Source organism: Staphylococcus nepalensis (assembly GCF_014635045.1).
Taxonomy (GTDB): Bacteria; Bacillota; Bacilli; order Staphylococcales; family Staphylococcaceae; genus Staphylococcus; species Staphylococcus nepalensis.
Map to the genome: position 1 here is coordinate 242,342 of NZ_BMCF01000003.1, position 19,314 is coordinate 261,655.

Sequence of the window (19,314 nt, forward strand, 5' to 3'; positions counted from 1 at the left end):
TGGAGTAGGGGGGTTAAACATAAAAAAGCCATCCTAATTTTAGGATGGCGTGCTATTTTCACTATTATAAATTGAATAAACGTGCAAAAAATCCTTTGCGTTCTTCTTTAGGTTCTTCTTTAGCTATTGGTGAAGAATAAGAAGGTGTCTCTTGAGATGCATCTGTTTCTTGTCCTGGCGTATTTGATTCGTTAGTAGTTGATACGGTTTCTTCTTTATTATCGATGTCTGTAGGTTGTACACTTGCATCGTTTTCTTTATTAGACTCCGCATCGGCGCTTTGCTCTGATTCATCAGTGGATGCTTCACGCTTAGTTGCACCACTTTCAGGTGTTGCTTGGTCATTTTCTGAATTTGTTGATTGTTCAGAAGGTTGTTCGCTAATTTGAGTGATTTCTTCGCTTTCAGTTTGGATTGACGCATTTTTGGCACTATCGTTTGCAGCGTCATCAACGGACTTATCCGTTTCTTTATCGTCTGATTTTGCTGATACTTGCTCAGTTGTATTTTCTGTGAACGAAGTTGTTTGATCATCCGAAGTTGTTTGGTTAGTGTGTACTTGTTCTGTTTCAACATTGGATTTCACAAGTTCAGTTTGCTCTTTTTGTGAATCTTGGATAACACTCTGAGTAGATTTAATCTCATCTGTTGATGATTGAATCGCTTTTAGAGATTCTGTATTCTCTTCTAATTGAGATGTAATTTGGTTTTGCATTTTGTGCAATTCTTGTTGTTGATGATGAACTTGGTTAATCATTTGACCAAGCATTTGGCGCTCGTCACGCATTTTTTGGATTTCACTGCGTAAGTCTTCAATGAGTAAAGAAACATTTTGGTCAGAAGGAAGATTGTTATCATCATCCTTGACTAATACTTGTAAGAAGTCTTTTTCTTTTTCAAGTTCTTCGAAAGCCAAGTCATAACTATTCGTTTGTTTGACTTTTTCAGCGATATCTTGGAATAATTCGATATCTTCCTCTTGGAAATCTGTGGCTTCACGACCACGGTATTCAGTCTTGCTAAGTTGGTAACCGCGTTCTTCTAAATGCTGAACGATTTTACGGACTTGTTTTTCGCTTAGCTCAACGCGTTGTGCAAATTCTTTAGTTAACATAGAAATAAGTCCTTTCATCATAATTTTTATGTATACCGACGTTTGTCTTCGGTTAGTGAAACGTCAGCCTTACCTCTATGCTAGTCTAAACTGTTTTTATAGTGATTTCAAGTGGTGTCTTCTATGATTTACGTAAGTCCATCTCTTCTAATAACGGATAAATAATACTTCTAGAAATTCTATTAGCAAAGACATATTTTAAGATATAGTTAGATTTGATGCTTGGTCCGTAAATATCTTTAGTGAGCTCGATATTTGATTTGATATATAAATCTTTAGGTAACCCTTCCGAGAAACCGTCTGAATTGGGCGCTAAATAGTCAAGGTCATACTGTTTTTCGAAACCATGATTAAATAAGAAATCACGTCTATGGTTCAAAATTGCTTTTTCTTCTTCTGAAACTTGGTCAGGTTCTTTAGGCACTTCTAGCATAATAAAATTGACATCATGCGCATGTAATTGATTCGATAAATAACTAATTTCCTTTTCTATACGCCCTAAAGTTTTGGTAATTACTTCATCATGGTCTGGTTGATCGTTTGCGACGAGATAAATTAAAAAAGAAGAATTTGTAGTAGCTTCATAATGTGCTGTAGCCAAGCTGACAACTCCATTTGATTGTATCCCAACTAAAAAGATATAATCATCTTTGGTATGTTCATTTTTTAAAGATTGCTTAAATATTTGTTCATCTTCAGATAAATCAATGCCGAATTGTTTATCATATAACGCCAATGCGGCTTTGAATAACGGATCATCGATTGATTGAATCGTTTTAAATTCCATAGAAAGACGTCCCCCCAATAATAATGCGTTCATTATAACATAGTAAAACAGTGGACATAAGTTGCTTAAAGATTTTAAAAATAATTTTATGCGTTGAAGAAGTCAAAGAGGGGCGAGACAGAAATCAAAATAATTAAATTGATTTCATATGCTCGCCCCTAACAAAGGTGGCTAAAATTTTAAAATATCATATATGTATATTTTAAAAATGAGCCACTTATCATATAAGTTTAGTATATTGATATAAACATAGGTCTACCATTACTTAAGCCACTCAACGAGTATGAATGATTAAGAAGGTTAAGATTTTGGTCCTTCGGTCTCTTCTGAATAATGCGTGCCTTCAAAAAGATCAGTAGCATAAGCAGCGTTGGCTTCTTGAACTTCTTCATGAGAAGAACGATCCTTAGCAGCGATAATAAGATAATTATTATCTAAAATTTCTTTCTTATAACGCTCTTTATCATAATCACTAATATCATAATAAGATAAAACCACTTCTTCGCCATCTTCGCCAGTTAAAATTTTAGCCATTTTGTCACTAAATGAACCGCTTGTAGCTGTTAAGTTCACTTCAGAATCGTGTAATTCTTCGAAATGCAATTTAGTCTTACTTATAACTGAAATTTCGGATTCAGCATATCCTTCAGAAAGTTTCTTTTCAATTGTAGGCAGTATTTCTTCTCTACTTTGTATGATTGTAAAATCAGCCATTGTTTGTCCCTCCGTCCGTTTTTCTATTACTTCTATAATGTGTTCCCTATTAATGGTTAGATAAAACGAATACAATTTTATTATATAATGAAGTTACGCATCTGACAATCTTGATTTTACAGTAAAGAAAACGTTTACTAAAGTACATATTTAATAATAAATCTATCTTTTTAAAACGCTTACTTATAATAATTGTATTGAAAACAACGCGAAAATTTGCTATCATCAGTTAATAATTTATCTAACTCATATAATCTAGAGGATACGGCTCTAGAAGTTTCTACCATGTTGCCATTAACGACATGACTATGAGTAACCAATACAATACGAGACATTCAACTTCAATCGTTTTAAAGTATGATTTGGGAAATGTACCTTTTAATTAGCACACTTATAAACCATTGTTGTTTTTCATTTTTACATAAATAGGGAAATGAATGTAGAAGCATTGATTAATGCAGCGCAAGTTGTAAGTTGAACATCACTTCTTTATAGTATTGCACGTTCACTCATAGATCCTGAAACTAGGTTAGTTTAGGATTTTTTTTGTATACAAAATGAGGAGGTTTTTTGAGTGGATTTGTTAAAACGGAAAGTTGAGGCAGACGGCGTTGTTATTGATGAGAAGATTTTGAAGGTAGATGGATTTCTAAATCATCAAATTGATGCAAAGCTGATGCACGACGTAGGGCTAACGTTTTATAATCAATTTAAAGATGAAGGGGTTACTAAAGTATTAACCATTGAAGCATCTGGTATTGCACCAGCGATTATGGCAGCGATGCATTTTGATGTACCGTGTTTATTTGCTAAAAAAGCAAAACCAAGTACATTAACCAAAGAGGCTTACTACGCTGATATCCATTCATTCACCAAAAATACGACAAGTACTGTTATGGTTTCAGATGAATTTTTAGATAAAAATGATCGAGTATTAATCATAGACGATTTCTTAGCTAATGGCGATGCATCGTTAGGCTTAAATGAGATTGTTAAACAAGCAAATGCTGAAACTATAGGTGTTGGCATTGTAGTGGAAAAAAGTTTTCAACCAGGGAGAGCGCGTTTGGAAAAAGCTGGGTTGAAAGTTTCATCCCTATGTAAAGTTGCTTCTCTTAGTGGTAATAAAGTGACATTTGTTGAGGAACAATCATGAAAACCTTTATTTTAAGTTTACAACATCTCTTAGCGATGTACGCTGGTGCAATTCTTGTACCGATAATTGTCGGGACGAGCTTAGACTTCACGCCAGAACAAATTGCATTTTTAGTTACTGTAGATATTTTTATGTGCGGTGTGGCTACATTCTTGCAAGTGTGGAAAGGGACAGGTACTGGTTTACCCATTGTCTTAGGCTGCACATTCACTGCAGTTGCGCCGATGATTTTAATTGGCCAAACGAAAGGCATAGGCGACTTATATGGTTCCCTCTTTTTATCAGGTATATTAGTCGTTATAATCGCACCATTCTTTTCTTATTTAGTTAAATTCTTCCCGCCTGTTGTAACAGGTAGTGTGGTTACTATCATAGGTATTAATTTAATGCCAGTAGCAATGAATTATTTGGCGGGTGGAGAAGACGCTAAAAACTTTGGTGACGCTAAGCATATCATGCTCGGTGTTATCACATTAATTGTCATATTAATTGTACAACGCTTTACAGTCGGTTTCTTAAAATCGATTGCCATATTGATTGGTTTGGTTGTTGGCACCGTCTTAGCTTCAACGTTTGGCATTGTAGACGTTAAACAAGTTGGAGAAGCCCATTGGTTTGCATTGCCACAACCGTTTAGATTTTCAACATTCAGTTTTGATTTTGGTGCAACTTTAGTGTTCTTTATCGTTGCATTAGTCAGCTTGATAGAATCAACAGGTGTTTACCACGCATTAAGTGAAATTACAGGGAAGCGCTTAGAGAGAAAAGATTTTCGTAAAGGCTATACTGCTGAAGGTATCGCGATTATTTTAGGCTCTATTTTTAATGCATTTCCGTATACAGCATATTCTCAAAACGTGGGACTAGTATCATTATCAGGCGCTAAAAAGAATAAAGTCATTTATGGTATGGTCATCCTACTCATCATTTGTGGCTGTATTCCTAAATTAGGTGCTTTAGCTAATATGATCCCGCTGCCTGTATTAGGCGGCGCGATGATAGCTATGTTTGGCATGGTAATGGCATATGGTGTTAGTATATTAGGTAATATTAATTTCAAGAATCAAAATAATTTGTTGGTTATTGCGGTATCAGTTGGACTAGGAACGGGTATAAGTGCAGTACCACAAGCATTTCAAGCTTTAGGCGACCAATTCGCATGGTTGACTCAAAATGGTATTGTACTTGGTGCTATTTCAGCAATTGTTTTGAATTTCTTTTTTAACGGCATTAAGAATCAACAAAATGTAGAAACTATGGAATAATGGAGCTATAAAACAAATATTAGGAGGCTGTATTCATATGTGGGAAAATAAATTTGAAAAAGAATCTTTAACTTTTGACGATGTGTTATTGTTGCCAGCAGAATCAGATGTATTACCGAAAGAAGTAGATTTAAGTGTTCAATTATCAGAAGGTATTAAACTGAATATTCCTGTTATTTCAGCAGGTATGGATACTGTAACGGAATCTAAAATGGCTATCTCAATGGCGAGACAAGGTGGCCTAGGTGTTATTCATAAAAACATGAATATCGAAGATCAAGCAGATGAAGTCCAAAAAGTGAAACGTTCCGAAAATGGTGTCATTTCAAATCCGTTCTTCTTAACGCCAGAAGAAAGTGTGTTTGAAGCAGAGGCATTAATGGGCAAATACCGCATTTCAGGTGTGCCAATTGTAAATAATGAAGAAGATAAAACATTAGTTGGTATTTTGACTAATCGTGACTTACGTTTTATTGAAGATTTTTCTATAAAAATTTCAGATGTTATGACGAAAGAAAATTTAATCACAGCCCCAGTTGGTACTACACTAGATGAAGCAGAAGAATTATTACAACAACATAAAATTGAGAAGTTACCTTTAGTTAAAGACGGGAAATTAGAAGGTTTAATCACAATTAAAGATATTGAAAAAGTACTTGAATTCCCAAATTCTGCTAAAGATAAACTTGGCAGACTATTAGTAGGCGCAGCAATCGGCATCGCAAAAGATACCGATATCCGTGCTGAAAAATTAGTTGAAGCTGGCGTAGACGCATTAGTTATTGATACAGCTCACGGACACTCTAAAGGCGTATTAGAACAAGTTAAACATATTAAAGAAAAATTCCCACAAGTTACATTAATTGCCGGAAACGTAGCTACTGCTGCAGGTACGAAAGCTTTATATGAAGCGGGTGCTGATGTTGTTAAAGTTGGTATCGGTCCTGGTTCAATTTGTACAACACGTGTTGTTGCAGGCGTTGGTGTACCACAAATTACAGCAGTGTACGACTGTGCTTCAGAAGCGCGTAAACAAGGTAAAGCGATTATCGCTGATGGTGGTATTAAATTCTCAGGTGACATCATTAAAGCGCTAGCTGCTGGCGGACATGCAGTTATGTTAGGTAGCTTGCTTGCAGGTACTGAAGAAAGCCCAGGCGATACAGAAGTATTCCAAGGTAGACAATATAAAGTGTACAGAGGTATGGGCTCATTAGGTGCAATGGAAAGTGGTTCAAACGATCGTTATTTCCAAGAAGATAAAACACCGAAAAAATTCGTTCCAGAAGGTATTGAAGGACGTATTGCTTACAAAGGCCCATTACAAGACACAATTTATCAACTTATGGGCGGCGTAAGATCAGGTATGGGTTACACTGGTTCAAGTAACTTAGAAGCGTTAAGAGAAGAAGCTCAATTCACACGTATGGGACCAGCTGGTTTAGCAGAAAGCCACCCACATGATGTGCAAATTACAAAAGAATCACCCAATTATTCATTCTAAGTTAAAGGAGATTTAAATCTATGGAAATGGCGAAAGAGCAAGAGCTCATACTTGTTTTAGACTTTGGTAGCCAATATAACCAATTAATCACACGTCGTATACGTGAAATGGGCGTGTATAGTGAGTTACATGACCATGAAATTAGTATTGAAGAAATTAAACGTTTGAACCCGAAAGGTATTATCCTTTCAGGAGGACCTAATTCAGTATATGAGGAAGATTCATTCACAATTGATCCAGAGATTTACAATTTAGGCGTGCCTATTTTAGGCATTTGTTATGGTATGCAACTAACTACTAAGTTATTAGGTGGAAAAGTTGAACGCGCTAATGAACGCGAATATGGTAAAGCTGTGATTAACGCTAAGACAGATGAGTTATTCTTTGGATTACCTGAAGAACAAAATGTGTGGATGAGTCATTCAGACAAAGTCATCGAAATTCCAGAAGGCTTTGAAGTGATTGCAGACAGTCCAAGTACAAACTATGCAGCAATTGAAGACAAATCGCGTCGTATCTATGGCGTACAATTCCACCCAGAAGTACGCCACACAGAATTTGGCAACGATTTACTGCGTAACTTCGTACGCCGTGTGTGTGACTGTACAGGTGAATGGTCAATGGAAAACTTTATCGATATTGAGGTAGAGAAAATTCGTGGGCTCGTTGGTGACCGTAGAGTACTTTGCGCAATGAGTGGTGGCGTGGATTCATCCGTTGTTGCAGTGCTATTACACAAAGCAATCGGAGACCAATTGACATGTATATTTGTAGACCATGGTTTATTGCGTAAGGGCGAAGGCGACATGGTCATGGAACAATTCGGTGAAGGTTTTAACATGAATATTATTCGTGTTAATGCTCAAGAACGTTTTATGAGTAAATTACAAGGCGTATCAGACCCAGAACAAAAACGTAAAATCATCGGTAACGAATTCGTTTATGTCTTCGATGATGAAGCATCTAAACTAGAAGGTGTAGACTTCTTAGCACAAGGCACGTTGTACACAGATGTTATCGAGTCAGGCACGAAGACAGCACAAACGATTAAATCTCATCACAATGTAGGTGGATTGCCAGAAGATATGGAATTCCAATTAATTGAACCAATTAATACATTATTTAAAGATGAAGTACGTGAATTAGGTATTGAATTAGGCATTCCAGAACACTTAGTATGGAGACAACCATTCCCAGGACCAGGTTTAGGGATTCGTGTACTGGGTGAAATTACAGAAGATAAACTTGAAATCGTACGCGAATCAGATGCGATTTTAAGACAAGTCATCCGTGAAGAAGGTCTTGAACGTGAGGTTTGGCAATATTTTACTGTCTTACCGGGTATTCAATCAGTAGGTGTTATGGGAGATTACCGTACGTATGATCACACTGTAGGTATCCGCGCAGTGACATCTATTGATGGTATGACAAGTGACTTTGCCCGCATTGACTGGGAAGTCTTACAGAAAATTTCAAGCCGCATCGTAAATGAAGTAGACCACGTTAACCGCGTTGTCTATGATATTACTTCTAAACCACCAAGCACAATCGAGTGGGAATAATAGTATAAAATGATGAAACCCCTTAGGCATAGGCTTAAGGGGTTGTTTTTGTGTGGTTCTTTATCAAAGAGGATGGTACAATTTTTTGATTACCAGATTTCGTAAAATGCTCTTATTTATTCTTTTCGAATCCGCAAATAATACGTATAAGAAGTATCACAAATATAACCGGCACAAAAATAGACACTACTAATAATGGGATAGCCATAAGTAGATCATTATAATCATATTTATAATGAATTGCCGAATTTCATAATCTGCTCCCCAAAAAGTTATATTATTTCTTTTTATAGTCATCTATAGTAATGCCATTATTCTTAACTTGTTTACTGTTTGCTCTAATTAATAAAATAGCATTTACTAGAATTAAAGTGGCTAGCGTTATTGATACTGGTAAATTCAAAGTATTAAAGAAATTTACTATTATTAAGATAATCATTAGGAGAATGTTGAGTGTGTGATGCACAATCATTGCTTTATTCATTTAAACTTTTCCTTTCTTTTTCTTTATGCAATATGCTCTTAAAATTAAGTCTACGATGTATAGTAAAATTTAAAGTAGCGTGTATGTGTACTGAAGTGCGTAGTTATGACTACTATTTGTTCTTCTTATTTTCAATTTTACTTTTACGTTTTAAAAGGTTACTTAATAACCTTGATATTTTCCATTCAAAAAAACTTGCTATAGCTACAACTATATCTATTATTTTAATCACTAAACCAATAAGTATATCCAATTTTAGAACCTCTTTATATTTTTATGGCCATTTCGTACAATGTGTTCGATTATAGACACGTTAATTGGCTATTTAAAATAACTTGAGTATATTGCAATACCAATGAAAGCAGAAGCGATAAACCCATTACCAATGAAAGCGATATAAAATGTTTTCTTAGTCATAGGTCTAAGGCCGTTGGGCTTTACTTATTTTTTATTTTCCCAAAGAAATACGAATGTCCAAAAATAAACATAACCCATTATAAAAATAACCCCTAAAACAATAGCGACTGGTAAACGCATAGTAAATATCCTTTATGTATCATCAATTTAGTTTTCATTTAATGACACGGTCTCACCTTGAATTGTTTTTGGTTTTAGAAATCATATATGTATTTAAAAATAGTGTTAACATAGATGTAAAAATCATTAAACTGAATATAGATAAAGATAATGCAAGTATACTATCTTTGGTTAATATATTATAAATTGATAGTGCGATAAAAAATATATGCATAGGTAAGATAGTGAGGAAAATTGCTTTAATATTTGAGTTGCTTGTTCTCAATTTATCGTCTTTCATACCAATGCTCCTTGTCGCTTTTTAATAAACTACTTTGAAATAAGGCGTGTGTACGCAGAAATTCAAAGTGGTTTGTTATTTGATTTATTGTGCTTTATACTTACCTTTTTCCTTACGTTTAAATAGCTTGCCAATATATAATAAACTTTCTGGGATGACGCTCAATATGAAATCAATTGCTTTTATTAATATAGCTATGATCGTTTCTAATTTAAGACTCCTTTATGAAAGTGATTATTATGTCGTTTTATGTAATTTATTCTTGAAATATTTCGCTTCAGCATATAGCACAAATTACTACAAGATATGCCATTTGATTGATAGAATGCTACCATTTTTCAGTAACAGAATAGGTTTGCTAGTTCAGAACGATTTAAATTCTTTTTGTAACGCTCATATTATAGATCAGGAGCATGAACGAAATTAAAGGTAGGTTTAGTAAAGCCAATGTAGATTTTGTGTTTCTACAGTGTTTAAGTTAAATAATTTTGGATGGCCATTTATTCGTTCTTTGTAATAGGAGATATCCTTTGTATTTCTAACTAAAATATCCATGCCAGAGGGTGTGATAAGAGTGGCGCTAAATTTCATAATTAATAGGTCTGAATCTAAATATAACACCTTCCACTTACTAGTAAATGGTTTTAACCATCCTTTGCCTCTCCAAATAAATGACTCATTACGAAGTTTGTCATAGCCAGTAACACTTTTCAATTTATGATTTTTCTTATATTCTACTAAATCATTAAAAATGAGTGGAACATCCTTATGTAATGAATAAGTAATGGTAGGATTTTTATTTTTATCCGATTTCCACATGCTAAATGAAGTAGCAACAATTTTCCATTTTCCAGGAAGGTGTTTTTTATAATTCATAGGCTGTCACCTTTTCGCTAATTAAATTTGATTTTATAGCTAAACGCGGTACCAAAACTATAACAAAGGCATAGTTTATTAAGGCTTGCTTACCAAGTAGGATTATTTATGTGTATCTTCTATCGACAGACCATCTTCTCTTACTTTTTTACTATTAGTTCTGAATAAAAGCATAGCATTACTGAAAAATACAACGGTTTATATGATCGAAGTAGTTAGACCGCCAATATCTAAAAAATTCAAAGCGATTAGCGTCATCATAAGTACAATGTTGACTGTGTGGTGTAAGTATATCGCTTTATTCATTGTTTCCCTTCTAAATAAATGTTTGAATGAATCGCCATGACTAATCAATCTTTTAATTTCAAGATTGCGTTTTAACTTTATTATAAAGTATACCTACGCCATAACCACTGTAACCTATTTGATAATCAAATTTGAGAATTTCGATATAAGGGTTTTCTTCTAAAAATTCATTTACTTTTTTATTTAAGCCTTTTTCTGTCATCGCAGTAAAGTTTATAAATTTCATATGTGAACTCCTTTGCTATTGCTTGTTATTTTTATTATATTATACTCTGTTTTACCAAATTATTGTGCACAGTTTAAACCTAAAACTAATTACCTTAAACCATAACAAAATGTAAAGATTTAGCATAGTACTATTATTTTTGAAGGTATCATGAATAGCTTTCGAATTTTTGACCAAATCATTGGACTAGGGGTTTTTAATTTTTGTTATTAAATCGCTATTTTAATAGGTGCCTGACAAGAGGAAATACAGTCATTATTTATTGTGAATAATATCTTAAAGTGATTTGTATCGTTAACATAGAGAAGTAAACGTTAAAAAACGAGATGGTATAGTTGTAAAAAAGAGATATGATGATGGAATGCTATACCATTTTGCGTTCACCAGCCCCATTACGCGGTGCGATAGTGAGGGGTTTTTAGGTGTTGACTGATAAAGCCACCTGTTTTTCCTTCTTGTTGTGATTGCACAGCCAATGTGTAAAATATGAAACGATACAACCGCTAATTGTTGTGATAATGATATGAACAAAGATGCTCATCAGCATAGCACCTCATCTCTACGTCAATTTGACGCCTGAGAGATAAGCGATTTCATTATTATACTATCTTTAAATGAGAAAAATATTCCGTTTTTGATAAATGGGTATGTACTCCATTTTTCTTTCTGTAAAACTAACTGATTTTAGTGATAGAAATAGAATGAACCACTTCCATAAAAACCAACTTGAGCAGGTCATAAATATTTAAAATTTAGGGGATAGCTAAATACGAATGAAGTATTTTCAAAAATATAAAGCGCTAGAAAAAGTATTTTTCCGGATATATTGTATTGAGAAAATAGTTTGCTCAGATAGAAAAATCCTGCTTTATTTAAAAGGTAAAGCATCAAACATTAACTTAGTATAAATATAAATAAAAGTAAATCTGCCACTAAATATCTTTACTCATTAACGTGCAAATAACTATACACTCAATTTTACTTACAAATTAGAAAATAGACATCTTCACTAATAATATATAAAACCCTATAGCCATGATGGCATATAAACACCACATAAAGCGAAATTGTTTACCATTCATAGGTGCTGCGTCTTCAGTTCTCGACTTTTTAATCAGCTTATTTTGTAATAGTATAGTTGAATTTGAAGCTGATACATAAACGAAAACAATACCGAAAAGTACGAGTAGCAATGGGTCCATATTAATCCTCCAATACCATTAAATTAAGGTGAAATATTTATAAAGTTTAAAACATTTAGCATTCATTTTAAAATAACATAGATAGTGTTCAATGATAATAAATATTTAAATTAATATTTATAACATATTTGTTTTTAAAAAATATTATGGTAACATGTGGGTTGAATTAAATGACACGCAGGGGGGTACATCATGGGTTTAGTACTATGGATTATCGTTTTAATTGTGAATTTTGTGGAAGCTTTGTATTTGTTAGTTCAGTACATTAGATTGAAAATGCGTAACGCACCAGACCAAGCGTATAAAGACTTAGTAAGTTCACCACTGTGGTTGCTCTCATTAATTATTTCAATTATATTATTTATCATTGGAAATATATTAAGCTAAAAATAAATGAGGGGTGACGAGATGGGATATTATTTTACGGGAAATAAAGTAATCATATATTTATTAACTTTAGTCTTATTACAAAAAATTATTTTTAGCGTATTTGGTATTCAAGGATTTTCCATAATAAGTTATGTCATACATATTTTACTGATCTCGCTAGGGTTAGTTATCATTGGTATCTATTCGATTTTTAGAAAACTTGATCATTAGCCTACAGATTTCGCGTTCATTTTGTTATAGGAATGATACTTTATTAATATAACGCAATGTGGAGGTCTAACATGAAATTATCATCTATATGAATCAGTATCATGACGGGATGAATTATGTTTTTAGTAACCTTTTACACGGGTAACCAAGATTTATTAACCTCAAGCATAGTAGGCGTTGTAGGTTTAATTGGAAACATACTGATAGGAATTGATGTCAAAAAGAGATTGTAGTTATTAACATTCTAACAATGGCAAACTTGGGGCTAGGACAAATGATAAACTGTACACAGTCAAGCTCGGACAACTAAATAATTAAAATAACTTAACGGTCGCATTCATAGCTAAGCTATGGATTCGGCCATTTTTAATGTTATTCGATTAGTATTATAAAAATAGATATGATTAGTTAATTCAATTACTGCGTGTTCATAATTTTTAAAGATAAAATTCTTTTTACCTTTATAGGTTTCACTTTTCAGTGACTACTTTAAAGGGAGCATACCATGGATGTCTCAGACTTATATTTTTGTGGAAAGTAAATAAATATTAAAGGTGCGATATCATGCTTTCTTTTAACCTGATTTATCATTTTAGATGCGTGAGATTGACATTTAATTTTCGAAATAAGACGTTAGTTTGATTACTATCATTTTTATTACATTTGTTTATTAAAGCAAACTAGTCATGTTTTGAAAAATTGTAATACGTCAATATCTAAATCAAAGGGGGAGATTGGGATGGATAAAAATCTGAAAGATAAAACAAATTGGCTAGGGGGATTGCAATGGTTTTTCTTCATCTTTGCAAACATTGTAATCATACCTCTAACGATTGGAGAAGCATTCCATTTAAGCCAAGATAAAGTAGTCGCTACATTACAATATTCATTTGTGATTACTGGGATTGCTTGTTTGTTTCAAGCATTTTTTGGACATCGCAGAGCAATTATGGAAGGCCAATCCGGTCTATGGTGGGGGATTATTTTAACGCTAGTAACCACATCTGCTGCTCAAGGTATATCATTACAAGAATTGGGCGGTAGTTTAGCTGTGGGCATTTTTATTTCTTCAATTATTACCATGCTCATTGGATTAACTGGCCTTGGCCCGATGATTGCAAAATGGTTTAATTCTGGGGTCATGGGAACGTTTATGTTACTTTTTGGATTTACATTAATTAATATCTTTTTGAAAGGTATGCTTGGACTCCCGTTTGGGAACCAAACTTCTAAAATTGATTTACCTATTGCGTTACTTTCATTTATTATCGCGATTATCGTAATTATTTTTAATATTAAAGCTTCAGCAAACATTCGTAGTTATGGCCTTTTAATAGGTATTATAATAGGCTGGATTGCCTTTGTACTTATTTTTGGTACAAATAAAAACATGGGTAGTGCATCATTTAGCTTTACATGGTTCCCTTTAGGTCATCCTACGTTTAATTTGGGCATTATTACGACTGCGGTGATAACAGGTTTGTTGAACTTAGCAAATACATTTGGTGCTTTGAAAGGTACTGATGATATGTACGAGAAAGAAACGACACGTAAACAATATCGCCATTCTATTACAATTAGTGGTTTTTTTACTGGTATCGCCGGGTTCTTAGGTGTTGTGCCTTATGCACCATTTGTATCCTCAATCGGGTTTTTAAAACAAACACAAATTATTACTAAGTTGCCATTTATTATTGGAAGTATCATCTTTTTATTAATTGGTTTGATCCCTCCTATAGGCGAATTTTTCTCAACAATCCCGTTGAGTATAGGTAGTGCAGTATTATTTGTTGCATATTTACAATTACTTAATTCTTCATTTGATTTCTTTAAAAAATTAAAATTTAACTCACTTAATATTTACCGTGCAGCGATTCCAGTGTTCGTTGGGACTGTAGTTATGATATTACCTCCAGAGACGTTTTCATCTATTCCAAGTATTATTCGTCCGATATTAAGTAACGGCTTATTAGTCGGTATTATTTTATCTTTATTACTAGAAAATATAATTCAATGGGATAATATAAAAGAATAAAATGTTTTGAAAATTTTTAAAACGGATAGATATAAAATAGGTTCTTTATAAGGGGATGAGGAATATGGATAATATGATTGATCCACGTATTGGGCAACCATTTGTTTCCAAAAACGCAGCTGTTGCATCGCCTAATAATTTAGCAACGGTAGCAGGAAACAAAATTATGCAACAAGGTGGAAACGCAATTGATGCTATGGTGGCGGTGAATGCCACATTAGGTGTCGTGTTCCCGCATATGACTGGAGCTGGGGGAGATGCTTTTTGGCTCATTTACGATGCTAAGACTCAGCAACAATACGTTTTAAATGCTAGTGGACATTCAGTCAATGATGTAGATATTGAGCATTATCAACAGCAAGATTTTATTGATAATAGAGGGGTCAACGCAGCAATTACAGTACCTGGCGCAGTTGATGGTTGGTATGAAGCGCATAAACGATTCGGTAAATTATCATTTGCTGAATGTTTAGCACCAGCAATAGAATATGCTAGAGACGGATTTCCTGTGAGTGAGTCATTCGCACAATTTTCAGACGAAAAATTAAATATTTTAAGAAGATACGACGAAACTTCTAAAATATTTTTAAAAGACCAGGTATCTCCTTATTTGGAAGGAGATATTTTTTATAATCGTGATTTAGCAAATACACTTGAAGAAATAGCTGAAAAAGGTAGTAAAGCATTTTATCAAGGAGATATTGCAGATAAAATCGTGAATTATATGGAGAAAGAGAAAGGTTATATTACGCGAAATGATTTACGCAAACATCAATCACAATGGGAAGACCCGCTATTTATTAACTACAATGGTAAAACTGTAAGCTCGTTACCACCGAACTCAGATGGCATGGCTACACTTCAAATTTTAGGCATGCTTGATAACATTGCCAACGAAGAATTAGATAAAAGTAGCGAAGATTTTATCAATTGGTTTACTCGAGCAACCGTACTTGCTTTTGAAGACCGTAATGCTTACCTCACGGATCCAGACTTCAAGGATGTGCCCACTGATAAACTCCTAGATGCACAATATATCTCAGAACGCGCAGAAAGATTACAACAAGAATCTAAGCAAAAACCACCAGAAGAAGAAATTAATAGTGAAGGGGACACCACATTTAGTTGCGCTGCGGATAGCGAAGGCAATGTAGTTGGCGTCATCCAAAGTATATATTGGGAATGGGGTTCTGGTATTGTTCCAGAAGGCACAGGTTTCTTGCTTCAAAATAGAGGCGCCTTTTTCTCACTTGATAAAAATTCACCCAACCAATTAGAAGCCAATAAACGGCCTGGTCATACATTAACCTGTTCTATGGTTGAGGGCGATGACGGACCTGAATTGATTGTAGGGGCTATGGGTGGTGATGGGCAGCCTCAAACCCAAGCGACTTTAATTCGTAGAGTAATCGTTGAAAGTAGAAATATTCAAGAAGCGATTGATCAACCACGATGGTTATTAGGTAGGACTTGGGGAGAAAAACATAATGGATTAAGACTTGAGGGCAGATTTGATAAAAGCCTTATTCAAAAACTAGAAAAATTAGGCCACGCTCATGTCACCTTGATTGATAGTTATAGTGATTTAGTTGGCCATGCACAAGGTATTCAAATATTTAAAGACCGTTTTGAATCTGGGGCAGACCCACGTTCACATGGTTTAGCATTAGGATATTAAGGGGGATTTTAGTATGAATAAAAATATAAATCATAACTCAACACCACATCCAATAAGAGGAGACAAAGGTGCAACAGACGAAGGACCAAGAAATATCGAAAGAGATCTTCAAAATCCAGATATGATCGTACCTCCAGCAACAGACGGCGGCACACTAGATAATATGAAATTTTCATATTCTGATACACATGTACGTATAGAGCACGGCGGTTGGTCTCGTGAAGTGACTGAACGTGAATTGCCTATTTCTAAACAAGTTGCTGGTGTTAACATGCGTTTGACACCTGGTGGCGTGCGTGAAATGCATTGGCACAAAGAAGCGGAATGGGCGTTTGTAATCAATGGCGATGTGCGTGTAACTTCAGTGGACCAAGATGGTAAAGTTTGGATTGATATCGTGCATGAAAATGAACTTTGGTATTTCCCAGCAGGCATCCCACATGCTTTAAAAGGCATGGAAAATGGCGCTGAATTTATTCTAGTATTTGATAACGGAAGTTTTTCTGAAAATAGTACATTTTCAATTACAGATTGGTTCTCGTCTACACCCAATGATGTTTTAGCGAGCAATTTTGGTGTGTCATCGGAAACATTCGAAGATTTTCCACAAGGTGAAGCATACATCTATCAAGGTGAATTGCCAAGTAAGGCAGAGGAAGAAACGATTTTGAATAAAGTTGAAAAATCTCCTAATCCATTTACCTTTAAACTAAAAGATGTAGAATCTGTTAAAACTTCTGGTGGAGAAGTTTGGATTGCAGATTCAAATAATTTTAAAGCATCAAAAACTGTAGCTGGCGCTTTAGTTGAAGTAGAACCAGGTGGCATTAGAGAAATGCACTGGCATCCTAATGCTTCAGAATGGCAGTACTATATCCAAGGTGAAGCAAAAATGACTGTCTTTGCTGCTGAAAGCCACGCGCGAACGTTTAATTATCAATCAGGAGATGTAGGCTATGTGCCATTTGCGATGGGCCATTATGTCCAAAATACGGGAGATACAACGTTGCGTTTCTTAGAAATGTTTAAAGACGATCACTTTGCCGATGTATCATTAAATCAATGGATGGCTAATACGCCTAAAGATTTACTGAAAGAACATCTACCTTTAGACGATGACTTTATCGAAAACAACTTGAGCCATGACAAACACCCTAACGTAAAATTCGATAAACAAGATGAATAAATTGGATGTCTAAATAGCGTTTTAGACCTCTAGCCTTCATGACTTAAGAGCGGTGTAAGCAATCAAATCTGAACTTTGTGTTTCTATCCCGCTCTTTTTGATTACTGATATTTAAATTAAAAAATTAAATTAGTGAGCATAACGTTTAAATCTTAAATTTGGGGTAAAATTGTAATATGTAACTTTTATATTTGGTGAGATAGGTTTGTATTTTACTGGAGCCATCTAAAATATAAATGTATAGAATGACCAATAAAGATTAAAAGTGATGTAACAATTGACGGGGGGGTATAACAATGGTTAATGCTTATAATAAAGAGATTAAAATAGACAGAACAGATGAAATTCGCTCAGACGAAATTTCTAAAATGATAGAAGAAGGCGGACTTGGCGCTGATCAGTATTATGTTATCGATAAGCATCAAGCAGGTCACAAAAAATTGGTGGAGAATATCGATCAATTTCGTGAAGAATTAACGCAAATGGGCAATGATGAATTAGTAGACGTGTTGATTATTAACACACAGGAAAATACAAGTTCAAAGTATAGCCAAGCATTGATGATTATTAAACATGAAATTGTTAAGAGAATGAACACATAAAAGATGGAAACATAAAAATAACCCCACACTATTAATATTAGCGTGGGGGTTATTTTATGCATAAAATATTGATGTTAATCTGATTGAGTGGAAAGAAAACAATAAGTTGTTTTTAAATTTAGAATACAGCAAGGTTTGTGACATCACTGCTGGAGTTTATTAAGTGCCTTTTTAGGCACGTCGTGTTTAGGGATTTCTTCATAACTTTGTACGTGGCCAAGTTTAGCTTCTAACTTCAAGTAATGATTGGTTTTTAATGGTCTGTCATCAAAAGAATTGAAATCCATTGATTGTTTATTGCCTTTTGTATTATATCCATTCTGTTTATAATTATATGTGGTTATTCTTTCTCCATCGTCCATTTTTCTATGCGTAACTTTAGATGGTTTTTGCGTTTTTACATAATAATCCTCGTTTTGAATCAGTGGATTTAATTTTGCGAAATCTACTACACTGGCATTATCTGAATTTTTCTCTGCGTAAACTTTCCAAACAAAAAGTCCAACAAAGATAATTACAATTATAATAATAATACTCATCAGTGTTTTTAAAGGTTTATTCATATCTATTACCTCCTAAAAAGTGGTTAATTATAATGTAAAATTTATTTTCTTATTTTTCTATAATTTGAAGTAACAAAATAAGCATTTCATATAACAATTTTGTCATTCCTCTTTTGGTTATGAAAGTGAATATATCATTATCAACTTATTGTTTTAATAAAAAAACAAGTGCAAAACTTACCTATTTACAAATAAGGGTATACAAAAGCTAGAGTATTCGTTATAATAGGAATTAAGTAATTTAGTTCGTGAAATTGATTTGTAGTTTTATTCTTTTGAATTTACTCCTTTTGATTTTTTAGACAGATTACAAATATTCGTGCAAAAGCACATGGAGGATTTTTATTATGAATAACGGTACAGTTAAATGGTTTAACTCAGAAAAAGGTTTTGGTTTTATCGAAGTTGAAGGTGGAAACGACGTATTCGTACACTTCTCAGCAATCAACCAAGACGGCTACAAATCATTAGAAGAAGGACAAGCTGTTGAATTCGAAATCGTTGAAGGCGACCGCGGACCTCAAGCAGCTAACGTTATCAAATTATAATAACGCATAAAAAAGACGGGCATCGCTCGTCTTTTTTTATTTGTCTTAAATTAACTTTTAGGCACATTATCATGATTTGAACTATAAAG

The 19,314-nt window shown here is 34.0% G+C and carries 19 protein-coding genes and 1 riboswitch; of the genes, 10 read left to right on the forward strand and 9 right to left on the reverse strand.

The window, feature by feature from the left end; all coding sequences use genetic code 11:
• Window positions 1-64: 64 nt before the first annotated feature.
• The 3 genes from IEU88_RS06755 to IEU88_RS06765 form a co-directional block, all read right to left on the reverse strand.
• Window positions 65-1,114, reverse strand: coding sequence for a prolipoprotein diacylglyceryl transferase (locus tag IEU88_RS06755; protein WP_096811039.1), 1,050 nt, complete (start codon window positions 1,112-1,114; stop codon window positions 65-67).
• Window positions 1,115-1,235: 121 nt separating this feature from the next.
• The gene (locus IEU88_RS06760) at window positions 1,236-1,901 is read right to left on the reverse strand and encodes a hypothetical protein (RefSeq protein ID WP_103372911.1); all 666 of its coding nucleotides are present in this window, start codon (window positions 1,899-1,901) and stop codon (window positions 1,236-1,238) included.
• Window positions 1,902-2,201: 300 nt separating this feature from the next.
• Window positions 2,202-2,615, reverse strand: a complete 414-nt coding sequence (locus IEU88_RS06765) for a general stress protein (protein ID WP_096811037.1) — start codon at window positions 2,613-2,615, stop codon at window positions 2,202-2,204.
• Between the two features lie 226 nt (window positions 2,616-2,841).
• A riboswitch (purine riboswitch) is annotated at window positions 2,842-2,944 on the forward strand.
• Window positions 2,945-3,189: 245 nt separating this feature from the next.
• Between IEU88_RS06765 and xpt the strand changes: the two genes are divergently transcribed.
• From xpt to guaA, 4 genes are read left to right on the forward strand one after another with little or no spacing between them, the layout of a single operon-like run.
• A complete protein-coding gene (gene xpt, locus IEU88_RS06770) occupies window positions 3,190-3,771 on the forward strand; it encodes a xanthine phosphoribosyltransferase (protein WP_096811036.1) in 582 nt (193 codons plus the stop codon).
• On the forward strand, window positions 3,768-5,036 hold the full coding sequence (gene pbuX / locus IEU88_RS06775) for a xanthine permease PbuX (protein ID WP_096811035.1): 1,269 nt from the start codon (window positions 3,768-3,770) through the stop codon (window positions 5,034-5,036). The genes xpt and pbuX overlap by 4 nt, the downstream gene beginning before the upstream one ends.
• A gap of 37 nt (window positions 5,037-5,073) precedes the next feature.
• The gene (guaB, locus tag IEU88_RS06780) at window positions 5,074-6,540 is read left to right on the forward strand and encodes an IMP dehydrogenase (RefSeq protein WP_096811034.1); all 1,467 of its coding nucleotides are present in this window, start codon (window positions 5,074-5,076) and stop codon (window positions 6,538-6,540) included.
• A 20-nt stretch (window positions 6,541-6,560) separates the two neighbouring features.
• Window positions 6,561-8,102: a glutamine-hydrolyzing GMP synthase gene (guaA, locus tag IEU88_RS06785; RefSeq protein ID WP_096811033.1), complete on the forward strand. Its 1,542-nt coding sequence runs from the start codon at window positions 6,561-6,563 to the stop codon at window positions 8,100-8,102.
• A gap of 277 nt (window positions 8,103-8,379) precedes the next feature.
• Here guaA and IEU88_RS06790 read toward each other — a convergent pair whose 3' ends face one another.
• From IEU88_RS06790 to IEU88_RS06815, 5 genes are all read right to left on the reverse strand, one after another.
• The gene (locus tag IEU88_RS06790) at window positions 8,380-8,541 is read right to left on the reverse strand and encodes a hypothetical protein (protein ID WP_229719032.1); all 162 of its coding nucleotides are present in this window, start codon (window positions 8,539-8,541) and stop codon (window positions 8,380-8,382) included.
• A gap of 1,297 nt (window positions 8,542-9,838) precedes the next feature.
• Window positions 9,839-10,279, reverse strand: coding sequence for a hypothetical protein (locus IEU88_RS06800; RefSeq protein ID WP_103372912.1), 441 nt, complete (start codon window positions 10,277-10,279; stop codon window positions 9,839-9,841).
• Between the two features lie 364 nt (window positions 10,280-10,643).
• A complete protein-coding gene (locus IEU88_RS06805; protein ID WP_096811029.1) occupies window positions 10,644-10,811 on the reverse strand; it encodes a hypothetical protein in 168 nt (55 codons plus the stop codon).
• Window positions 10,812-11,229: 418 nt separating this feature from the next.
• Complete coding sequence (locus IEU88_RS06810; RefSeq protein WP_276307520.1) at window positions 11,230-11,358, reverse strand: type I toxin-antitoxin system Fst family toxin; 129 nt, start codon at window positions 11,356-11,358, stop codon at window positions 11,230-11,232.
• 442 nt (window positions 11,359-11,800) lie between these two features.
• A complete protein-coding gene (locus IEU88_RS06815; RefSeq protein ID WP_103372913.1) occupies window positions 11,801-12,013 on the reverse strand; it encodes a hypothetical protein in 213 nt (70 codons plus the stop codon).
• Between the two features lie 192 nt (window positions 12,014-12,205).
• Here IEU88_RS06815 and IEU88_RS06820 point away from each other — a divergent pair, with 192 nt between their 5' ends.
• The 5 genes from IEU88_RS06820 (at window position 12,206) to IEU88_RS06840 (ending at window position 18,114) form a co-directional block, all read left to right on the forward strand.
• Entirely contained in the window at window positions 12,206-12,400 is a 195-nt protein-coding gene (locus IEU88_RS06820) for a hypothetical protein (RefSeq protein WP_096811027.1), read from the forward strand.
• 952 nt (window positions 12,401-13,352) lie between these two features.
• Entirely contained in the window at window positions 13,353-14,648 is a 1,296-nt protein-coding gene (locus tag IEU88_RS06825) for a uracil/xanthine transporter (RefSeq protein ID WP_103372914.1), read from the forward strand.
• 64 nt (window positions 14,649-14,712) lie between these two features.
• Window positions 14,713-16,326: a gamma-glutamyltransferase gene (ggt, locus tag IEU88_RS06830; protein WP_158266093.1), complete on the forward strand. Its 1,614-nt coding sequence runs from the start codon at window positions 14,713-14,715 to the stop codon at window positions 16,324-16,326.
• A 13-nt stretch (window positions 16,327-16,339) separates the two neighbouring features.
• Window positions 16,340-17,512 carry a cupin domain-containing protein gene (locus IEU88_RS06835; RefSeq protein ID WP_103372916.1) on the forward strand — a complete coding sequence of 391 codons (1,173 nt, stop codon included), beginning with the start codon at window positions 16,340-16,342 and terminating at the stop codon, window positions 17,510-17,512.
• A 296-nt stretch (window positions 17,513-17,808) separates the two neighbouring features.
• On the forward strand, window positions 17,809-18,114 hold the full coding sequence (locus tag IEU88_RS06840; RefSeq protein ID WP_096811022.1) for a hypothetical protein: 306 nt from the start codon (window positions 17,809-17,811) through the stop codon (window positions 18,112-18,114).
• Window positions 18,115-18,257: 143 nt separating this feature from the next.
• On the opposite strand, the gene IEU88_RS06845 is transcribed toward IEU88_RS06840, so the two are convergent.
• Entirely contained in the window at window positions 18,258-18,677 is a 420-nt protein-coding gene (locus IEU88_RS06845) for a YxeA family protein (protein WP_103372917.1), read from the reverse strand.
• Window positions 18,678-19,024: 347 nt separating this feature from the next.
• Between IEU88_RS06845 and cspD the strand changes: the two genes are divergently transcribed.
• Window positions 19,025-19,225, forward strand: a complete 201-nt coding sequence (gene cspD, locus IEU88_RS06850; RefSeq protein WP_019469926.1) for a cold-shock protein CspD — start codon at window positions 19,025-19,027, stop codon at window positions 19,223-19,225.
• Window positions 19,226-19,314: the final 89 nt, after the last annotated feature.